This is a genomic window from Clostridium minihomine, assembly GCF_900240385.1.
Classification (GTDB): Bacteria; Bacillota; Clostridia; order Oscillospirales; family Acutalibacteraceae; genus Faecalispora; species Faecalispora minihomine.
This window is the reverse complement of record NZ_OEQH01000002.1, coordinates 125,410-141,923: the sequence shown is the minus strand read 5'-3', so window position 1 is coordinate 141,923 and position 16,514 is coordinate 125,410. Positions and strand designations below refer to the sequence as shown.

The window sequence follows — 16,514 nt, the reverse complement described above, 5'->3', positions numbered from 1 at the left end:
CATCGTTTTTGCGGTGATTTGAACATTCGGGGTGACCAAGACAAAATAGCGTCTGTTTGGTTCCGAGAATCTAACGGAAAAGACGATGGGAGGACAGGAGGAATAGGTATGAGCAAAGAAAAGCGGAATGGGAACGAAGAATCGGTTATCAATAAGCGCCGTATAAAAGGCACAGGCCTAAAAAGTCTGGGTGTCAGAATTTTGGCTTTTGTGGGCGTTCCGGTGTTATTGTCTTATGTAATTGTAGGGTCAATTCTTCTCAGTTTGGTCGGGAATTCTGTGCATGAGTTATCCAGCGCAGAGTTAATCGCTGAATCGGAATCGGCAACTTACCAAATTGAAAACTATATGTCGGAATACTTGCAAATTTCAAGCCGGTTGGCGCAGAATGCAGATTTACAGCAGATGATGACAGAATCTGGCAAGGCTTCGCCAATGAGCGTACATGCAAAGTTTCCAAACATTTATCAAACCATGTTAAATATGCGCGGCCAAAATGAGAATATTCTTTCTATTTTTATTGTGGACATAGACGCTGAGCAGAGCGTCAATACCAATGGGGGAAATAATCCGAACTATAAGGTAGAGGAACGCCCTTGGTATGAAGAGATGAAAAAGAAAAACGGGTTGACAGTGACAGAACCCTATGAGGATCTGAATACAAAACAGCGGGTTATTACCATTGCTTCCCCCGTTTATAAAAAAGGAACTTCTGAATTGGTTGGTGCAGTGGCACTGGATTTAAAACTGCAGGGCCTCAGTGACAGCGTCAGCAACTTCCGGGTTGGAGAAATGGGATCGGTATCGTTGATCTCTGCCAAAGGGACACTGATTGCCCACAGGGATTCCAGCTTGCTGGGGAAAAACATTTCAGAAATTGGCATTTCAGATAACCTGAATTCCAACCTGACTATGAAAAAAGTGGAATTTTTACAGTATACCATTAATGGAGAACCCAAATATGGTTATACGTCTACTGTGGGAACCACCGGATGGATGACTGCTACCAGCATGCCGGATACCGAATTTAACCAGCAATACAATCAGGTTCGCGGCGTGATGCAGATTTCTTTCCTGATTGCCATTGGAATTATTGCGGTTATTCTGGTTGTGATCTCTAACAGCCTGGTCGCCCCGCTTCGCCGGCTGACCAAAGTGGCCAACCAGATTGCGGACGGAGATTTGAATGTGGAAATTCAAGTGCAGGGTCAGGATGAGATTGGCCAGCTTTCAGATGCCTTTAACCGCACGGTGGTTCAGTTGTCTAATTATAAAGGGTATATTGAAGAAGTAACCGAAGTTCTGGAAGTGATGGCAGATGGTGATATGCGTATTGAGCTCAAACAGGAATATGTCGGAGAGTTTGCTTCTATCAAAACTGCTCTTCTGGATATTTCCTCATCACTTAATAACACATTAAGTCATATTAACCAGATAGCCGATCAGGTTCATTCCGGATCTGAACAAGTTTCCAGTGCGGCCCAGTCATTGGCGGCCGGAGCCACTCAGCAGGCGGCATCGATTGAAGAACTGTCTTCTATGATTGCCAGAGTCGATGAAGCGGCCAAGGGGAATGCCAACCACGCTGAGCAGACCATTCCGGTCTTTAAACAGGTGTCGGAACAGTTTGATGTGATTCGCGGCCGTGTGACTCACCTGAAAGAAAACATGAGAGAGATTGCAACTTCTTCAGAGATGGTGGTTGGCATTACCCGAACCATTGAAGATATTGCGTTCCAGACCAACATTTTGGCTTTGAATGCTGCCATTGAAGCGGCAAGGGCCGGGGCAGCCGGTAAGGGCTTCTCTGTTGTTGCCGACGAAGTGCGGAATTTGGCAGCAAAGTCTGCCGAGGCCGCCAAAAGAACCGGCGAACTTCTGCAAGGCTCGAAGCAGACGGTGGAAAATGGCAGCCATGCGGTGGATGTGGTAAGTGATGCCGTAAGCGATGTAGTCGGCCTTGCGCAAACCGCCAATGAATCGGTTATCAGCATGGGGGATTCCGCGACGGAACAGGCGCAGGCCATCATGGAAATTACCGAGGGTCTGACCCAGATTTCAGCGGTGGTTCAGACCAATGCCGCTACCGCGGAAGAGAGTTCTGCATCCAGTGAAGAGCTTTCCTCTCAGGCAGAAGTGCTGCATCAGGAAATTAAAAAGTTTAAGCTGCAAGGGCAGAATGACTTCGCAGTAAAATCTGACGAAGAATTACCGCTTATGGAATCTGATTATTCCCAGGACAGCGATTCTAACGAACACTTTTTTTAAAAAAGGTTTTAAATTTTGAACCCTTGATTCAGAAAAAAAGACAATAAAAGAAGAAGAAGAATGGCCTTTCCCCCATAGGGTAGGCCATTCTTCTTTTTCTTTTGTTTGAAAAACAGCAATTTATAAGAATAAGAATTTGTAGATATTGGTGAGAATCTGTCACATTGTTGACATAAACTCCATATTTTTCTAACCGATATACTTAATATAACCAGTAACAGCGGCATGGGGGTTTGTGATCTGTGCCTGCGGCCTGGCAGGGATCAAAAGCGGCCAAACAGAAAAGATCCGTTTAGAATTTGGTCGATTTGACAAGGAGGAATGCATATGAAACTAAGAACCAAGACTGCAGAAAAAGGACGGGGAATGAGGAGCCTTCGGAAAAAAATCATTGTATTTATAGGAATTCCGGTAATCCTCTCGTATTTAGCGGTGGGGACCGCAATCTTTCAAATCATGGAAACCAACATACAGCAATTGACAAATGACAAGCTAACTTCTGATTCCCGCGCAGCGTCTGGGGACATCGAGCTTTTCTTGCAGCAGTATGTCGAAGTTCCCAAACAGTTTGCGCAAAATGTGGAAGTGCAGGATATGATGAGCAAAATTGGGGCCGGCCAGCAGATGGAACAGGATCTGCGTTTTGGTGAACTGTTGGCTACCATGGAAAATCTGGCGGGGGAAGATACCAACATCCTTTCGGTTTTTCTGGCAGATGTGGATGCCCGGCAATATGTAACATCCACAGGGGAAAATGTTCAGAATTACGCGACAACGGAACGCCCCTGGTTTGTGGAAATGAAAGAAAGCAATGCGCTGACTTTGACAGAGCCTTATGAAGACCTTACCACAAAAAAGCTGGTGGTGACGATTGCGGCGCCCGTGTACCAGAAAGGCACCCAGCAAATCATTGGTGCAGTCGGGCTGGATCTGGTGGTGGATAATCTGCGCACCAGCATGAGCCAATATAAGCTTGGGGAAACCGGGTTTTATATTATGGTTTCTTCCGGCGGGCGTGTGATTTATCACCCCGATTCCACAAAAATCAATCAAAATATCACCGATATTGATTTATCCCAGAACTTTAAAAATACGATTTCTGCAAAAACAGAGGGGCTTTTGGAATATACCTCTGAAGGTGTTCACAGCCATGGCTATCTTTCTGCGGTGGGCAACACCGGCTGGATGATTGCAACCGGACTGCCCGATGCAGAATATAATGCGGTTTTTAACCAGATTCTGTTTGTATGGGCGATAGCGATGCTGTTGGCTATGGTGGTGGTTGCAGCCTTTATTGTGGTGATTACCAGAGGATTGGTAGCGCCTATTAAGAAGCTGGAAATCGTGGCCAATCAGATTGCCGAAGGAAATTTGGATGTCAGCATTGAGGTGGAAACCCGAGACGAAACGGGCAAGCTGGCCGCAGCCTTTGACCGCACGGTATCTCAGCTTATTCATTACAGGGAATACATTCAAGAGATTGTATCTGTTTTGGAAACCATGGCACAGGGCGACATGCGGATTCGGCTGCAGCATGAGTATGCGGGCGAATTTGCACCCATTAAACAGGCACTGCTTGATATTTCGGGTGCGTTGAACAATACGTTGACCACCATCAATGAAATTGCCGAACAGGTGAATTCCGGTGCAGAACAGGTTTCCAGTGCGGCGCAGGCACTGGCTGCCGGGGCAACCGAGCAGGCGGCTTCGGTAGAAGAGCTTTCTTCTATGCTGACCCGAATTGACGAAGCTGCGAAGAAGAATGCGCAAGAAGCAGACGGAGCCTTGGAACTGATGGATCAGTCCACTCAGCAATTCCGCAGAATTGATCAGCGTGTAAACGGCCTGAAAGAACATATGCGGGATATCAGCAAATCGTCAGAAATGATTATGGGAATTACCCATGCCATTGAAGATATCGCGTTCCAGACCAATATTCTGGCGCTGAATGCTGCCATTGAAGCGGCGCGGGCCGGAACCGCCGGAAAAGGCTTTGCCGTGGTGGCCGATGAAGTTCGGAATCTGGCGGCAAAATCTGCCGAAGCAGTGAAGAGAACCGCCGAATTGCTGGAGGAATCCGGCCAGACGGTTGCCAAGGGCTCGGTAGCAGTGGATGAGGTTTCTTTGGCTATGGGTGACGTGGTCAATCTGGCGGAACAGGTGGATACGTCGGTGCACACGATGGGGCGCTCTGCGCAGGATCAGGCGCAGGCCATCATGCAAATTACCGATGGTTTGTCCCAAATTTCGGCGGTGGTTCAGACCAATGCCGCTACAGCAGAAGAAAGTTCCGCTTCCAGCGAAGAGCTTTCTGCTCAGGCAGGGGTTCTGCATAAGGAAATCCGTAAATTCCAGCTGGAAGGTTCTGAAGCCGATCAGCTGCCGCCGGAAGCAGACCAGGCCGAGGCAGAGGATTTCTATTTCTAATTCGCACTCTTTTTCCAATCAAGTATGCTCTTTGAGGTCATGTTTTTGATAGGGATAAAAAAGAGAATTTCTATGTAAACCCCGCAGAGCCGTTCCTTTTTAGAAGGAGCGGCTCTCTTTTTTTGTGTTTTGGATCCTCGGTCTTGACAGAATAGTGTATTAAGTGTATAGTGTGTATTGTTAACATGCACACTGGAGGAAGGGCAGCTGAAAATATGAAAATTCTGATCTCGAATACATCGGATATTCCTTTGTACCAGCAGATTAAAGACCAAATAAAGGACGCGATTTTTCAGGGGGAATTGGTGGAGGGCGATTTGCTTCCGCCTATTCGTGGGTTTTCTAACGATTTGAAGGTCAGCGTTTTGACCATTCGGCGGGCCTATGATGAGTTAGAGCAAGAGGGGTTTGTGATAAGCCAAGTGGGGGTTGGCACTTTTGTGTCTGCGCAAAATCTGGAATTGCTTCGGGAATCCAAACGTCGCTTGGTGGAACAAAAGATGCAGGACATGATACACACAGCCAAAATGCTGAACATCAGCAAAGAGGAGCTTAGTGCGATGATGGAGATTTTGTACGAGGAGGTTTGAGTATGAATCACATTTTAGAGGTAACCGGCCTGAACAAATCCTATCCGGATTTTTCTTTAAAAGACATTCATTTCGGTTTGCCGGAGGGCTGCATTACTGGTTTTATTGGGGTAAACGGAGCGGGAAAAACCACTACCATCAAAACCATTCTGGGTCTGGTAAAAAAGCAGTCCGGTTCCGTAAAAATATTCGGAAAAGAATGGGAGAAGCACGAAAAAGAATTGAAAAACCGAATCGGTGTGGTATTGGACGGCGGCAGCTTTTACGAAGAGCTGACCATGGGGGAAATGAAACGTGTGATTGCCCCGGCTTATTCCCAATGGAACGACAACACCTTTGGGGATTACATGGAACGGTTTTCTTTGAATCCCAAGCAAAAAATTTCAACTTTGTCCAAAGGTATGCGCATGAAATATGCTTTGGCTTTGGCTTTGTCTCATGAAGCAGATTTGCTCATTATGGATGAACCCACCAGCGGGCTGGATCCCTTGATCCGCAGTCAGCTGCTGGAAATCATCAAAGATTATATGAAACAGGAAGGGAAGGCCGTCTTTTTTTCCACCCACATTACCTCGGATTTGGATAAGGTAGCCGATATGCTCATTCTGATTGATCAGGGAACCGTTCTTTTTCAACAGGAAAAGGATGTTCTGTTGGAAAGTCACCGTGTGATAAAAGGGGATAAAAATTCGCTGAACGGCAACAACAGAGCGCTGTTTTCCCATTTAGAAACCACCGATTACGGTTTTACCGGAATCACAAAGTGTTTGCCGAAGGTTCAACAGGCAATACCGGATATTGTGGTGGAAAGACCTACCATTGAAGAGATTATGTTAGCCTATATTGAAGGGGGGAAGAAGAAATGATTTTGCAGCTGGTAAAAAAGGATTTTTTAATTGCGAAAAAGATGATATTTATTATTTTGGCTATCGTTTGCATCATTCCACCGTTCTTTTTATGGACTGCCCCTGAATTGGCGCAGTGGGGAATCATTCCCTTTTTATATATGGTGATTCTTGGGGAGCTGATTATCTTTCAAATGCTTTTTCAGTTGGAGGGGAAAAATCCAAAAGCCGAGGCGTTATTATGTGCGGCTCCTTATCCACGAAGCGCCTTTGCAGCCGAAAAATATGTCCTTTTCCTTTTGATATTTGCTTATTGTTACTTTGTCCACACCATCGAAATGGTTCTTTTTAACCCAGCCGGACTTCTTGATTTGCTGGACGTTTTAGCGGTACTTTTTTTGGCAGTAATCATATTTTGTATCTATTTACCTTTAGAATTTAAATATGGAATTATAAAAATAAGGTTTTTTTATATGACGATTGTTATTGTACTTTCGATAGGCCCGTCTGTGTTCGCAAAGATCTTTGCGAATTCCACAGTTAATTTAGCTGCCTTTGCATCCATTCCTTCGTTTGCATTGGGTTTGGTCTTGGCCGTGGCTAGTATCCTAATCTTTGGAATCTCTTTGGCAATATCCATTGGGATTTACGAAAAGAAGGAATTGTAAATCTATAAAAATACCGGATAACAGAAGAAATCCAAAGAGAAGCATTCAGAAAAGGGAAGAATACCCCAATTGCCTGAAAAAGAAAAAGCAAAGAAAGAAAATAGGTATTAAAATAACAGTAGGATGCTGCAAATCTTTTGATTTGCGGCATCCTACTGTTAGGAATAGAAAGAAACCCGCCGAAGATACCGACGGGTTTTTGTTTTATCTGTTTTTGCTGTTACCGGTTTTGCAAAACTTCCAGAAACCGGTTCGACAGCACATCATATTCATGATGCTTTAAAATATAGTCCTGTCCGCGCCGCCCCATAGCTTCCTGTTCTTCTTTGGGAGCAGCAGCCATTTGCTGAGCAGCCCGGGCGATTTCCACTGGGTCTTCCGGTGGGATAGAGATGCCGCAGCCTGCGTCTGCTACCATGTCGTTCCCAGCTTCTATGGCGAAGATGACAGGCTTTGCCGCCATCATGTAATCCATTAACTTGTTGGGGCTTACTCCAAATCGGAACAAAGGCTGGCGCTGTAACCCAACATATAGGGCATCCATCTGTTCCAAAAGCCCCGGCACTTCATGTCGTTTTACCGCGGGCAGAGCTTCTACCACATCAGAAAGATCCATTTCCTGAATCTTTTGCATCAGCCGTTCCCGTTCCGGCCCTTGCCCCACCAGAAGCAGTTTGATTTTTTTGCCTCGCAGCAATTCGCCTGCTTCCACATAGCTGTCCAGCGCATTGGCAACGCCGTGCGCACCGGTGTAGCCGATGAGAAAATATCCGTCCCGGTGATACTGTGCCAGCTTTTCTCCATAAACAGGTTCCCCGGTTTCTGCTGTTTCCCAGTCCTCTTTCACAATTCCGTTGGGAATGCACACGAATTTTTCGGGTTCCATGCCGTGTTCAATCATGTGCTCTTGTGCGTTTGGCAAAATAGAAACCACAGAATCACTGTGTTTATAGCAGTAGTTTTCCGCCGCCTGCATCAGCATGATATAGGGGTGGTATTTGGGGATTCCGCCCAGCTCCATGGGGCTTAGCGGCCACAGATCGTGAACCTCATAAATCAGCTTGGCGTTATGCTTTTGAGCCATTTTATGCAGGGGATAAATCTCTAACGGATAGGTGGAAGAAGCGATTACTGCGTCGGGTTTGCCTGTTGCCGTAATTTCTGCTTCAAATTTAGAAAGACCCCGGTAAAAAGACAGCATGTTTTTGATTCGGCCCAAGCCGTTGCCCTGATATTCGGGGCCGGTGATCCAAAAATACCGGATGCCGTCGATTTCTTCTACCCAAAAGGGGCGCCCCTGTGGATCAGGATTATCGCCGCGCAGATGAGAAAAAGACGAGAGCACGATGGTGACCTGGTGCCCTTGCCGCACCCAGCGTTTTGCCATGAAATACGGGCGGTACTCCATGCTTTTGCCGGTTCCGGCATAATGATTGGAAAGGATAATATTCATAGCACAGGCTCCCTTATTTTGTTTGCTCCAAAAGCGCCGCGGCGATCTTTTCGCTGGCGTGTCCGTCGCCAAAAGGCATCAGGCCCCGGGCAGAAGGATCCGGTATTGTATGCAGCGCTTTCTGCAAAATGTCTTCGGTTTCCAGCTGAGAAAGCACGTTCCAGCTACCAGTGAGAGTTTCAACCCATTCGGTTTCCTGCCGCAAAGTGACACAGGGAACCTCCATAAACCAGGCTTCTTTCTGCAATCCGCCGGAATCGGTCAGCACCTGATTGGCGCCGGATGTCAGCAGGAGCATTTCCAGATATCCCACCGGATCAATCAGCTGAATGTTGCCAAAGCCTTCTTGCTGGATGGCTTCTTCCGCCAGCTTTCGGGTGCGGGGATGAATGGGGAGTACCACCGGCTGGGGCAGCTGTTCAAAAGCGCGAAAAATACGCAGAACTGCTTCCAAACCGCCGTCGGTGGTTTCTGCCCGGTGTAAAGTGGCAAGCCGATACCCTTTGGGCGTAATGCCCAGTCGATCATAAATAGCGGATTTTTCCGGGTTTTCTTTGGCTACCTTTAAAAAGTGCAGAACAGAATCCAGCATCACGTCGCCGGTGATGGAAACACCCTGTTCCACGCCTTCTTTTTTCAGGTTATCCGCTGCTGTTTGAGTGGGGCAGAACAGCCAGCTTGAAATGTGGTCGGTCAGCACCCGGTTCTGCTCTTCCGGCATGCGGCGGTTGTAAGAGCGCAGGCCGGCTTCCACATGGGCCACCGGAATATGCAGCTTAGAAGCGGCCAAAGCGCCCGCCAATGTGGAATTGGTGTCACCATAGACCAAAAGGACATCTGGTTTTTCTTCCAGCAAAACTTCTTCAATTTTCATCAGCATTTCGCCGGTTTGCTTTCCGTGGGAACCGGAGCCAACCCCAAGGTTATACTTGGGACGGGGGATACCCAGCTCCTCAAAAAACACATCGGACATATTGTGATCATAATGCTGGCCGGTATGCACCATCACTTCTTCACAGGAATGGGCAAGAGCTGCGGATACTACAGACGCCTTAATAAACTGGGGACGGGCGCCGACAATTGTCACAAGCTTCACTGGATGGCCTCCTCACAGTGGTAACGCACATCGCTGTCTGTCATGTCTAAGGTGGAAAATTCCAAATCGTCGAACCGAACAGCCTGTCCGGTCTTTTGAGATTGATAAGCAGCCAGAATAATTTTCAGAGCTTTAATGCCTTCCGCTCCGCTAATCAGGGGCTGAGTGTTATTGTGAATGGCCTCGATATAATCGGCATACAAGGAATTGTGGCCGTGGCCATATACATCGGTGGGGTCGGTTCCGGCCATTGCCGCAATGTGATTATCCTGTTCGGCAGGCTCTTCAAAGTTCCAGGTTTGTACCCGGTTGACGGCCAGTCCGCCAATGACAGCCGTGCCGGTTTTGCCAAAGATGGAAAGGGTCTCTTCCAGATTTTTGGGGTATACACAAGCGGTGCCTTCTATGATGCCGATGGCTCCATTTTTAAAACGCACCAGAATGGCACCGAAATCTTCTGCCTGAATATCACGCAGATAATTGCCTGTCATCGCCATAATAGTTTCCGGTTCACCGCCCAAGCTCCACTGAAGCAGGTCGATGTTGTGAATGCACTGGTTCATCAGCGTGCCGCCGTCCTGTGCCCAAGTGCCGCGCCAGGGTGCCTGCTCATAATAGGGCATGGAACGGTTCCATAGAATGCGGGCGGTGCCGCTAACCAATTTTCCAAAGCGCTTGTCCTCTAAGGCTTTGTGCAGTTCCTGAATGGGGGCATTAAAGCGATTTTGGTGGCAGACGCCCAGTTTCAGGCCACGGGAATTGGCTTCCTGAATCATCAGCTGTGCATCATGGGTAGAAAGAGCCATGGGCTTTTCTACCAGTACATGTTTGCCTTTGCGCAGGCAGTCCAGTGCAATCTCTGCATGGTAGCCGCTTTCGGTTGCAATGGCGCAGCAGTCAATTTCCAGTTCTTCCAATGCTTTTTTGTAATCGGTATACACAGCGGGACGGCTGCCGGTTTTTTCTGCCAGGCTGTCCGCCTTCTGCTCCGCCAGGCTTACAATCGGGTCGCAAACGGCAACCAATTCCATTTGGCTTTGGTTTTCCGCGGCGGCAGCAATATGGTTTTTAGAAATTCTTCCACAGCCAATCAACAGAAAGTGTAGTTTTTTCATTGTGTTTCCATCCTTCGTCTAGATTTGCAATTTCGTTCTTCACGCAGTCAGGAGCGCTGCCACAGCCGGGACGGCGCTCCTGTACACACAATAATCAAAGATATCTTACAGCAGCTCGATATTGCTTCTGTCTTTTACTTGCTTCATTGCATTTCTGGTATCAAAAATTTCTTTGGAAAGGGACTGAATGCGGTCATAATCAAAACGCTCGTGAGCGGTGCAGATGATGACGATATCGGCACTTTTCAGCTCTTCATCGGTGAGCTCAGTCAGCCCGGTATGAACCTGCCCCTTGTGCTTGTATTCCGAAATATAAGGGTCATAGAACACAGCGTCTGCGCCTTGCTCCAATAGATGATCAATGACATTCAGTGCCGGGGACTCACGGTAATCATCGATGTCATTTTTATAAGCGACACCCAAAATCAAAACTCTTGCGCCATTCATTGCGGTCCTATTCCGGTTCAGAATCTTCATGGCACGGTCTACCACATATTCGGGCATAGAAGTGTTGATTTCGCCGGAGGTTTCAATCAGCCGGGTGTGGTAATCAAACTCGCGGGCTTTCCAAGTCAGGTAGAAAGGATCCAGCGGGATGCAGTGGCCGCCAAGTCCCGGGCCGGGATAGAAAGCCTGAAAGCCATAGGGCTTTGTTTTTGCCGCATCGATGACTTCCCAAACGTTGATGCCCATGCGGTTGCAGATGATGGCCATTTCGTTGGCAAGGCCGATATTAATGTTACGGTAGGTGTTTTCCAAAAGCTTCTCCATTTCCGCCACAGCGGGGGAAGAAACCTCATATACGCCGCCTTCCAGCACGTTGCGGTACAGCGCAGCTGCTACCTCGGTGCTGTCCTGACCCACGCCGCCGACTACCTTGGGGGTGTTTTTGGTTTTAAACTGCTTGTTGCCGGGGTCCACGCGCTCGGGGGAGAAGGCCAAAAAGAAATCTTCGCCGCAGTGAAGGCCCGAAGCCTCTAAAATAGGCTGAAGCAGTTCCTCTGTGGTGCCGGGATAGGTGGTGGATTCCAGCACGATCAACATGCCGGAATGCAGATATTGTGCGACGGATTCTGTGGAGCCTTTGACATAGCTGATGTCCGGCTGCTGGTATTTGTCCAGCGGGGTGGGAACACAAATGGCCACGCAGTCCACGTCACGAATGAAGGAAAAATCACTGGTAGCAGACAGATGGCCGCTTTTTACCACATCCTCCAAAGCGCTGTCTACCACATCGCCAATGTAGTTTTGTGCGCGGTTTACCTGCTCCACCTTCTGTGCCTGAACGTCAAAGCCGATGGTTTTATAGCCGGCCTTGGCAATTTCTACGGCAAGGGGAAGACCGACATATCCCAGTCCGATGATTCCGACTGCGGCGGTTTTGCCCTCTATTTTCGAAAGAAGCTCCGTCTTGCAATTTGACATATTTGTTACCTACCTTTTTGCATTTCTATCACTTTTTCACTTCACAAGTGTTTTATTCCGCCAAAGAGTTCAGTGCTTCGGCCACATAGGTGACGATTTCCGGTGTGATATAGCCATGCATCGGCAGGCTGAACACACGCTGGCTCAAGCTTTCGCTGACCGGGAAATCCCCCTCTTTGTGCCCCAAATCCTCATAAACTTTTTGGAAATGAAGAGGCTTCGGATAATAAATCATGCTGGGAATTCCTTTTTCCTGCAGTCCTTTGATCAGGCGGTCGCGCTCTTCAGTGGACTTCGCCTTAATCGTGTACTGTGCCCAGCTGGAAACGTAATTTTCCGGAACCACGGGAATGTCGAATTTGTCTTTGAGCAAAGAGGTGTACAGCTCGGCCGCTTTGATGCGGGTGTTGTTCTCTTCGTCAAATGCACGCAGCTTCGGCAGAAGAATGGCTGCTTGCAGGGTGTCCAGTCTGGCATTCAGGCCCACGCGGACGTTATCATATTTAAAGGTGCCCTTGCCATGTACGCGGATGGAAACCAAAAGATCATAAAGCTCTTTGTCATCCGTAAAAATCGCTCCGCCGTCGCCGTAGCAGCCAAGGGGTTTTGCCGGGAAAAAGCTGGTGGCAGAAACATCGCCGAAGGAACAAGCTTTATGGCCGTTATTGGTTCCGCCAAACCCCTGTGCGGCATCTTCCATCACCAACAGGCCGTGTTCGCGGCACAAAGAGAGAATTGCATCATAATCGGCGGTCTGGCCAAACAGATCCACCGGAATAACTGCCTTGGGGGTCAGTTTGCCCTCTGCTTTTACGCGCTCAATCTGCTCTTTCAGCGAAGCCGGGTCTAAATTAAAGGTATCTTCCTTTACGTCACAGAACACCGGGGTTGCGCCCATCAGGCTGACCACTTCAGCGGTGGCGACAAAGGTAAAGGACGGCACGAACACCGCATCGCCGGCGCCAATTCCCCAAGCCATCAGCGGCATTTGCAGCGCATCGGTTCCATTAGACACTGCTACACAGTATTTGCGCCCCACATAGTCGCACAACGCCTGTTCCAGTTCTTCCACCTGCGGGCCGGAGATAAAGTGGCATTCTTCCAGAACCTTCGCGATACCCGCGTCGATTTCCGGTTTTAATTTCTGATACTGAGCCGACAAATCATTAAACTCAATTTTCTGCATGATTGGTTTCCTCCTTTAGACCTTCTGGTGTTTGTGTGTACTGCCTGCCACATTTGGGGCAGTGCAGGGCTTCATTCAGCGTTTCGCCGCATTCGCAGGCCCAGCCGCGCTGCCGTGCGGGGCTTCCCATCATGATGGCATGTGCGGGCACATCTTTTGTCACCACGCTGCCCGCGGCGATAAACGCGTGCGCCCCAATGCTGTGGCCGCAGACGATGGTGGCGTTTGCGCCGATGCTGGCGCCTTCGCCCACCGGTGTGCGGACATAAAACTCCGCGCCGCGCTGGGGGTATTTGCAGCGGGGGCGAGGCACGTTGGTAAACACCATAGAGGGGCCGCAGAACACATAGTTCGACAGTTCCACGCCCTCATAGATGGAAACGTTATTCTGAATCTTACAGTGGTTGCCGATGGTTACGCCCGGGGCAACAAAGACATTTTGGCCCAGGGTGCAGCCCTGCCCGATTTGGCTTCCGGAGGAAATGTGGCTGAAATGCCAGACCTTGGTTCCTTCTCCGATTTGGCAGCCTTCATCTGCAAAGGCGCTTTCGTGTATAAAAAAGTTTTTTTTGCTCACTGTGAGTAACCGCCATTCTCCGGCAGCAGAATATATTTAGGCCGGTGTGCCGCGCGCCGCTGCCGAATCTGGAGCGCGGTACCAGTTTTACCCAAATTCCGGCGTAATCTTGGTTTATTATATCGCTATTATTTACCATAGTCAATCGTTTCAATCCGCAATCCCTTTGAATCGTATTGACAAGAATTTCCGATCGTATTATCATTAGCAGTAATTTATTCGTTTTATTTTTTACCAAATTGATGTGCGCAATACCGGAATATTTGCACAATTCATTCCTGCTTGGGCCTTCCGGTTAGAGCCACCAGCAGGGGAAAGGGATAGTTATGAGCAAGTTTGTTAGCCGCGATACATTTATTCCCTATAATGTTCCCGACATTACCGAGGCGGAAATCGATGAAGTGGTTGCCACGCTGAAGTCCGGCTGGCTTGCCAAAGGGCCGCGCACGGTGGAGTTTGAAAAGCAGTTTGCCGAATACCTTGGCGCAAAGCATGCCATTGGGGTGAATTCCTGTACGGCAGGGCTGCACATCGCTCTGGTAACCCAGGGCATCGGACCCGGGGATGAAGTAATTACGACCCCCATGACGTTTGCTTCGACTGCCAACACCATTATTCATACCGGGGCAACTCCGGTTTTGGCGGATATTGATTTTCAAACGACCTGTATTGATCCGGCCGAGATTGAAAAGAAAATTACCTCTAAAACCAAAGCGATAGTTCCCGTTCACTACAGCGGGCAGGTGTGCGATTTGGATCGCATCTATGAAATCGCTGAGAAACACAATCTGTTTGTATCGGAAGATGCCGCCCATGCTTTGTGGAGCCGTTATAAGGGAAGACTGGTTGGCAATTCCCTGCAAGGGGCTGCCTCTTACAGTTTTTATGCCACCAAGAACCTTTGCACCGGTGACGGCGGAATGTTTGTTACCGACGATGACGAAACTGCGGCCACTGCCCGGATGTATGTGGGCAACGGCATGAGCCAGAACGCCTGGAACCGCTATGCCAAAGGCGGCACTTGGAAATATGACATTGCAGTGCCCGGCTTTAAGTACAATATGTTTGATATTCAGTCTGCTTTGGGCATCATTCAGCTGAAACGACTGGAAGAAATGCAGGAAGCACGCCTGAAGATCGCCGCTAAATACCAGAAGGCCTTTGGGGCGATGGACGCTATCGATGAGCCTTTTGTGCCGGATTACACCACTCACTGTTGGCATTTGTATGTGATTCGCATTGTTCCGGAAAACCTGACCATTGACCGCGACCAGTTTATCGTGGAATTGAATCAGCGGAATGTGGGAACCAGCGTACACTTTATCCCTGTGCACAACATGTCGGCGTATACCGAGCGCTTTGGCTATAAGCCCGAAGATTTCCCCAATGCGCAAAAGCATTTCGAGCGCTGCATCTCTTTGCCGCTGTATCCGACTATGACAGACGAACAGGTACAGTATGTCATTGATGCGGTAGCGGATATTGCAGAAAAATACCATAAATAATTTTGTTGTAAGAAAATCTTTAGTTGTCTTTTTCGGGTTTATTCCTTTAAAAGGCAACTATTTTTTTGATTTTTTTTGTATACTAAAAGCAAGAGGTTTAAAAGCGTGCGGCAAAACGTTGATTTTATTCTCTTTCCGGCCATCATTTTGCCGTTGGGCAAAACGGAAATCGAGATAAAATATAGATATTGAGAATGGGTAGGTGTTTTTTATGATGACAAGAGGGGAATGCAAGACCCTTGCAAAAGAACAGCTTAAGGGAGGCTGGGGACAGGCGGCAATTTTAACCCTGATATATGCCTTGCTGATCTTTGCGGTAGGACTTTTGGACTTTATCCCGATTTTAGGTTGGGTGATTGGGATATTGGTTTATCCAATGCTGCTTCTGGGGTATATGCTGTATTTTATACTTAACAGCAGGCGTGAGCCGGTGGAAATTGGAACCATGTTCAGTGTGTTCCGCAATTTTAAAGTATATTGGGGCAGAACCTTTTGCGCTCTTCTGCTAATCGCACTCTGGATTCTTCTTTACTCTTTGCTTGGAATTGTACTTATGGTTCTGGGATTTTTGAATATGGATGCCATTCAGGAAGGATATTACGCTTCGGCAGGTTCTGTGATGAGTGCCAGTTTAATGCTGACATCGGGATATGTGCTGGCCCTTATAGGCACTTTGCTGGTATGGCTGAAATATGGTTTTTCCTTTTTCCTTCTTTTGGATTTTCCGGAACTTCGGGCCACAGAAGCATTGAAAAGAAGTGCACAACTAACCCGCGGGCACAAAGGAGAATTCTTCGTTCTTTATTTGAGCTTTATCGGCTGGGCGTTTTTGGCACTTCTAACTTGTGGAATTGGCGGTTTGTGGCTGCAGCCTTACATCATGCAGACGGTTATAAACTTTTACCAGTCGCTGCAATACAGACGGGTGGAGCCGGAACAGGCAGGGCCGGAAGTATATTAGTGCTTAAAAAATAATAGAACCAGAAAAGAGCCGGCAAAAAAAGCCGCCGGCTCTTTTTTTGATCCCAGAAATATAGCCACCCATTTTAACTGATTTTAACTTATTTTACCAAACTTTTATCTTCTAAATAAGAATAAATTGAAAATAAGGATTTGACAAAAAGAGAAAACAGAAATGTTGACAAGAGGCTGGATTGAGACACCAAGGCTTTTTGTGTCTGTTTTCTAATAAATTAACACGAAATTAATGTACTTTCGAGCAACAGGTAATCTTTCCCAGAACAAATTTGCTGATATTGCAAAACTTCTGCCATTTCCCGTATTTTTAGCCCCAGGTGCTGCCACGATTGATTCTTCATTCCCTGTTTGCTAGGATGAATTTAGAAGAAATTCTATGGA

13 protein-coding genes are annotated in these 16,514 nt (G+C 47.8%); 7 read left to right on the top strand and 6 right to left on the bottom strand.

The window, feature by feature from the left end:
• Window positions 1-108 precede the first annotated feature (108 nt).
• The 5 genes from C1A02_RS04385 (at window position 109) to C1A02_RS04365 (ending at window position 6,798) form a co-directional block, all read left to right on the top strand.
• Entirely contained in the window at window positions 109-2,268 is a 2,160-nt protein-coding gene (locus C1A02_RS04385) for a methyl-accepting chemotaxis protein (protein ID WP_243577918.1), read from the top strand.
• Between the two features lie 327 nt (window positions 2,269-2,595).
• Entirely contained in the window at window positions 2,596-4,695 is a 2,100-nt protein-coding gene (locus tag C1A02_RS04380) for a methyl-accepting chemotaxis protein (RefSeq protein ID WP_243577917.1), read from the top strand.
• A gap of 215 nt (window positions 4,696-4,910) precedes the next feature.
• Window positions 4,911-5,285 carry a GntR family transcriptional regulator gene (locus C1A02_RS04375; RefSeq protein ID WP_101697009.1) on the top strand — a complete coding sequence of 125 codons (375 nt, stop codon included), beginning with the start codon at window positions 4,911-4,913 and terminating at the stop codon, window positions 5,283-5,285.
• Window positions 5,286-5,287: 2 nt separating this feature from the next.
• Window positions 5,288-6,151 carry an ABC transporter ATP-binding protein gene (locus C1A02_RS04370; RefSeq protein WP_101697008.1) on the top strand — a complete coding sequence of 288 codons (864 nt, stop codon included), beginning with the start codon at window positions 5,288-5,290 and terminating at the stop codon, window positions 6,149-6,151.
• Window positions 6,148-6,798 (top strand): ABC-2 transporter permease, encoded by a 651-nt coding sequence (locus tag C1A02_RS04365; RefSeq protein ID WP_101697007.1) that lies wholly within the window; start codon window positions 6,148-6,150, stop codon window positions 6,796-6,798. The genes C1A02_RS04370 and C1A02_RS04365 overlap by 4 nt, the downstream gene beginning before the upstream one ends.
• Before the next feature lie 220 nt (window positions 6,799-7,018).
• Here C1A02_RS04365 and C1A02_RS04360 read toward each other — a convergent pair whose 3' ends face one another.
• From C1A02_RS04360 to C1A02_RS04335, 6 genes are all read right to left on the bottom strand, one after another.
• A complete protein-coding gene (locus C1A02_RS04360) occupies window positions 7,019-8,251 on the bottom strand; it encodes a glycosyltransferase family 4 protein (protein WP_101697006.1) in 1,233 nt (410 codons plus the stop codon).
• Window positions 8,252-8,264: 13 nt separating this feature from the next.
• Window positions 8,265-9,347 (bottom strand): non-hydrolyzing UDP-N-acetylglucosamine 2-epimerase, encoded by a 1,083-nt coding sequence (gene wecB, locus C1A02_RS04355; protein WP_101697005.1) that lies wholly within the window; start codon window positions 9,345-9,347, stop codon window positions 8,265-8,267.
• Window positions 9,344-10,462, bottom strand: coding sequence for a Gfo/Idh/MocA family protein (locus C1A02_RS04350; protein ID WP_101697004.1), 1,119 nt, complete (start codon window positions 10,460-10,462; stop codon window positions 9,344-9,346). Before C1A02_RS04350 ends, wecB begins: the two co-directional genes overlap by 4 nt.
• A gap of 105 nt (window positions 10,463-10,567) precedes the next feature.
• Entirely contained in the window at window positions 10,568-11,887 is a 1,320-nt protein-coding gene (locus C1A02_RS04345) for a nucleotide sugar dehydrogenase (RefSeq protein ID WP_101697003.1), read from the bottom strand.
• A 52-nt stretch (window positions 11,888-11,939) separates the two neighbouring features.
• Window positions 11,940-13,073 (bottom strand): DegT/DnrJ/EryC1/StrS family aminotransferase, encoded by a 1,134-nt coding sequence (locus tag C1A02_RS04340; protein ID WP_101697002.1) that lies wholly within the window; start codon window positions 13,071-13,073, stop codon window positions 11,940-11,942.
• On the bottom strand, window positions 13,060-13,650 hold the full coding sequence (locus C1A02_RS04335; protein WP_101697001.1) for an acyltransferase: 591 nt from the start codon (window positions 13,648-13,650) through the stop codon (window positions 13,060-13,062). The genes C1A02_RS04340 and C1A02_RS04335 overlap by 14 nt, the downstream gene beginning before the upstream one ends.
• Before the next feature lie 326 nt (window positions 13,651-13,976).
• On the opposite strand from C1A02_RS04335, the gene C1A02_RS04330 reads away from it, so the two are divergent.
• Both C1A02_RS04330 and C1A02_RS04325 read left to right on the top strand, forming a co-directional pair.
• Window positions 13,977-15,155 carry a DegT/DnrJ/EryC1/StrS family aminotransferase gene (locus C1A02_RS04330; RefSeq protein ID WP_101697000.1) on the top strand — a complete coding sequence of 393 codons (1,179 nt, stop codon included), beginning with the start codon at window positions 13,977-13,979 and terminating at the stop codon, window positions 15,153-15,155.
• A 211-nt stretch (window positions 15,156-15,366) separates the two neighbouring features.
• Window positions 15,367-16,116: a DUF975 family protein gene (locus C1A02_RS04325; protein WP_101696999.1), complete on the top strand. Its 750-nt coding sequence runs from the start codon at window positions 15,367-15,369 to the stop codon at window positions 16,114-16,116.
• Window positions 16,117-16,514 lie beyond the last annotated feature (398 nt).

Bases quoted from the DNA above. Each gene is read 5' to 3' on its own strand.
- C1A02_RS04385 (WP_243577918.1), top strand. From the start codon at position 109: ATGAGCAAAGAAAAGCGGAATGGGAACGAAGAATCGGTTATCAATAAG.
- C1A02_RS04380 (WP_243577917.1), top strand. From the start codon at position 2,596: ATGAAACTAAGAACCAAGACTGCAGAAAAAGGACGGGGAATGAGGAGC.
- C1A02_RS04375 (WP_101697009.1), top strand. From the start codon at position 4,911: ATGAAAATTCTGATCTCGAATACATCGGATATTCCTTTGTACCAGCAG.
- C1A02_RS04370 (WP_101697008.1), top strand. From the start codon at position 5,288: ATGAATCACATTTTAGAGGTAACCGGCCTGAACAAATCCTATCCGGAT.
- C1A02_RS04365 (WP_101697007.1), top strand. From the start codon at position 6,148: ATGATTTTGCAGCTGGTAAAAAAGGATTTTTTAATTGCGAAAAAGATG.
- C1A02_RS04360 (WP_101697006.1), bottom strand. From the start codon at position 8,251: ATGAATATTATCCTTTCCAATCATTATGCCGGAACCGGCAAAAGCATG.
- C1A02_RS04350 (WP_101697004.1), bottom strand. From the start codon at position 10,462: ATGAAAAAACTACACTTTCTGTTGATTGGCTGTGGAAGAATTTCTAAA.
- C1A02_RS04345 (WP_101697003.1), bottom strand. From the start codon at position 11,887: ATGTCAAATTGCAAGACGGAGCTTCTTTCGAAAATAGAGGGCAAAACC.
- C1A02_RS04340 (WP_101697002.1), bottom strand. From the start codon at position 13,073: ATGCAGAAAATTGAGTTTAATGATTTGTCGGCTCAGTATCAGAAATTA.
- C1A02_RS04330 (WP_101697000.1), top strand. From the start codon at position 13,977: ATGAGCAAGTTTGTTAGCCGCGATACATTTATTCCCTATAATGTTCCC.
- C1A02_RS04325 (WP_101696999.1), top strand. From the start codon at position 15,367: ATGATGACAAGAGGGGAATGCAAGACCCTTGCAAAAGAACAGCTTAAG.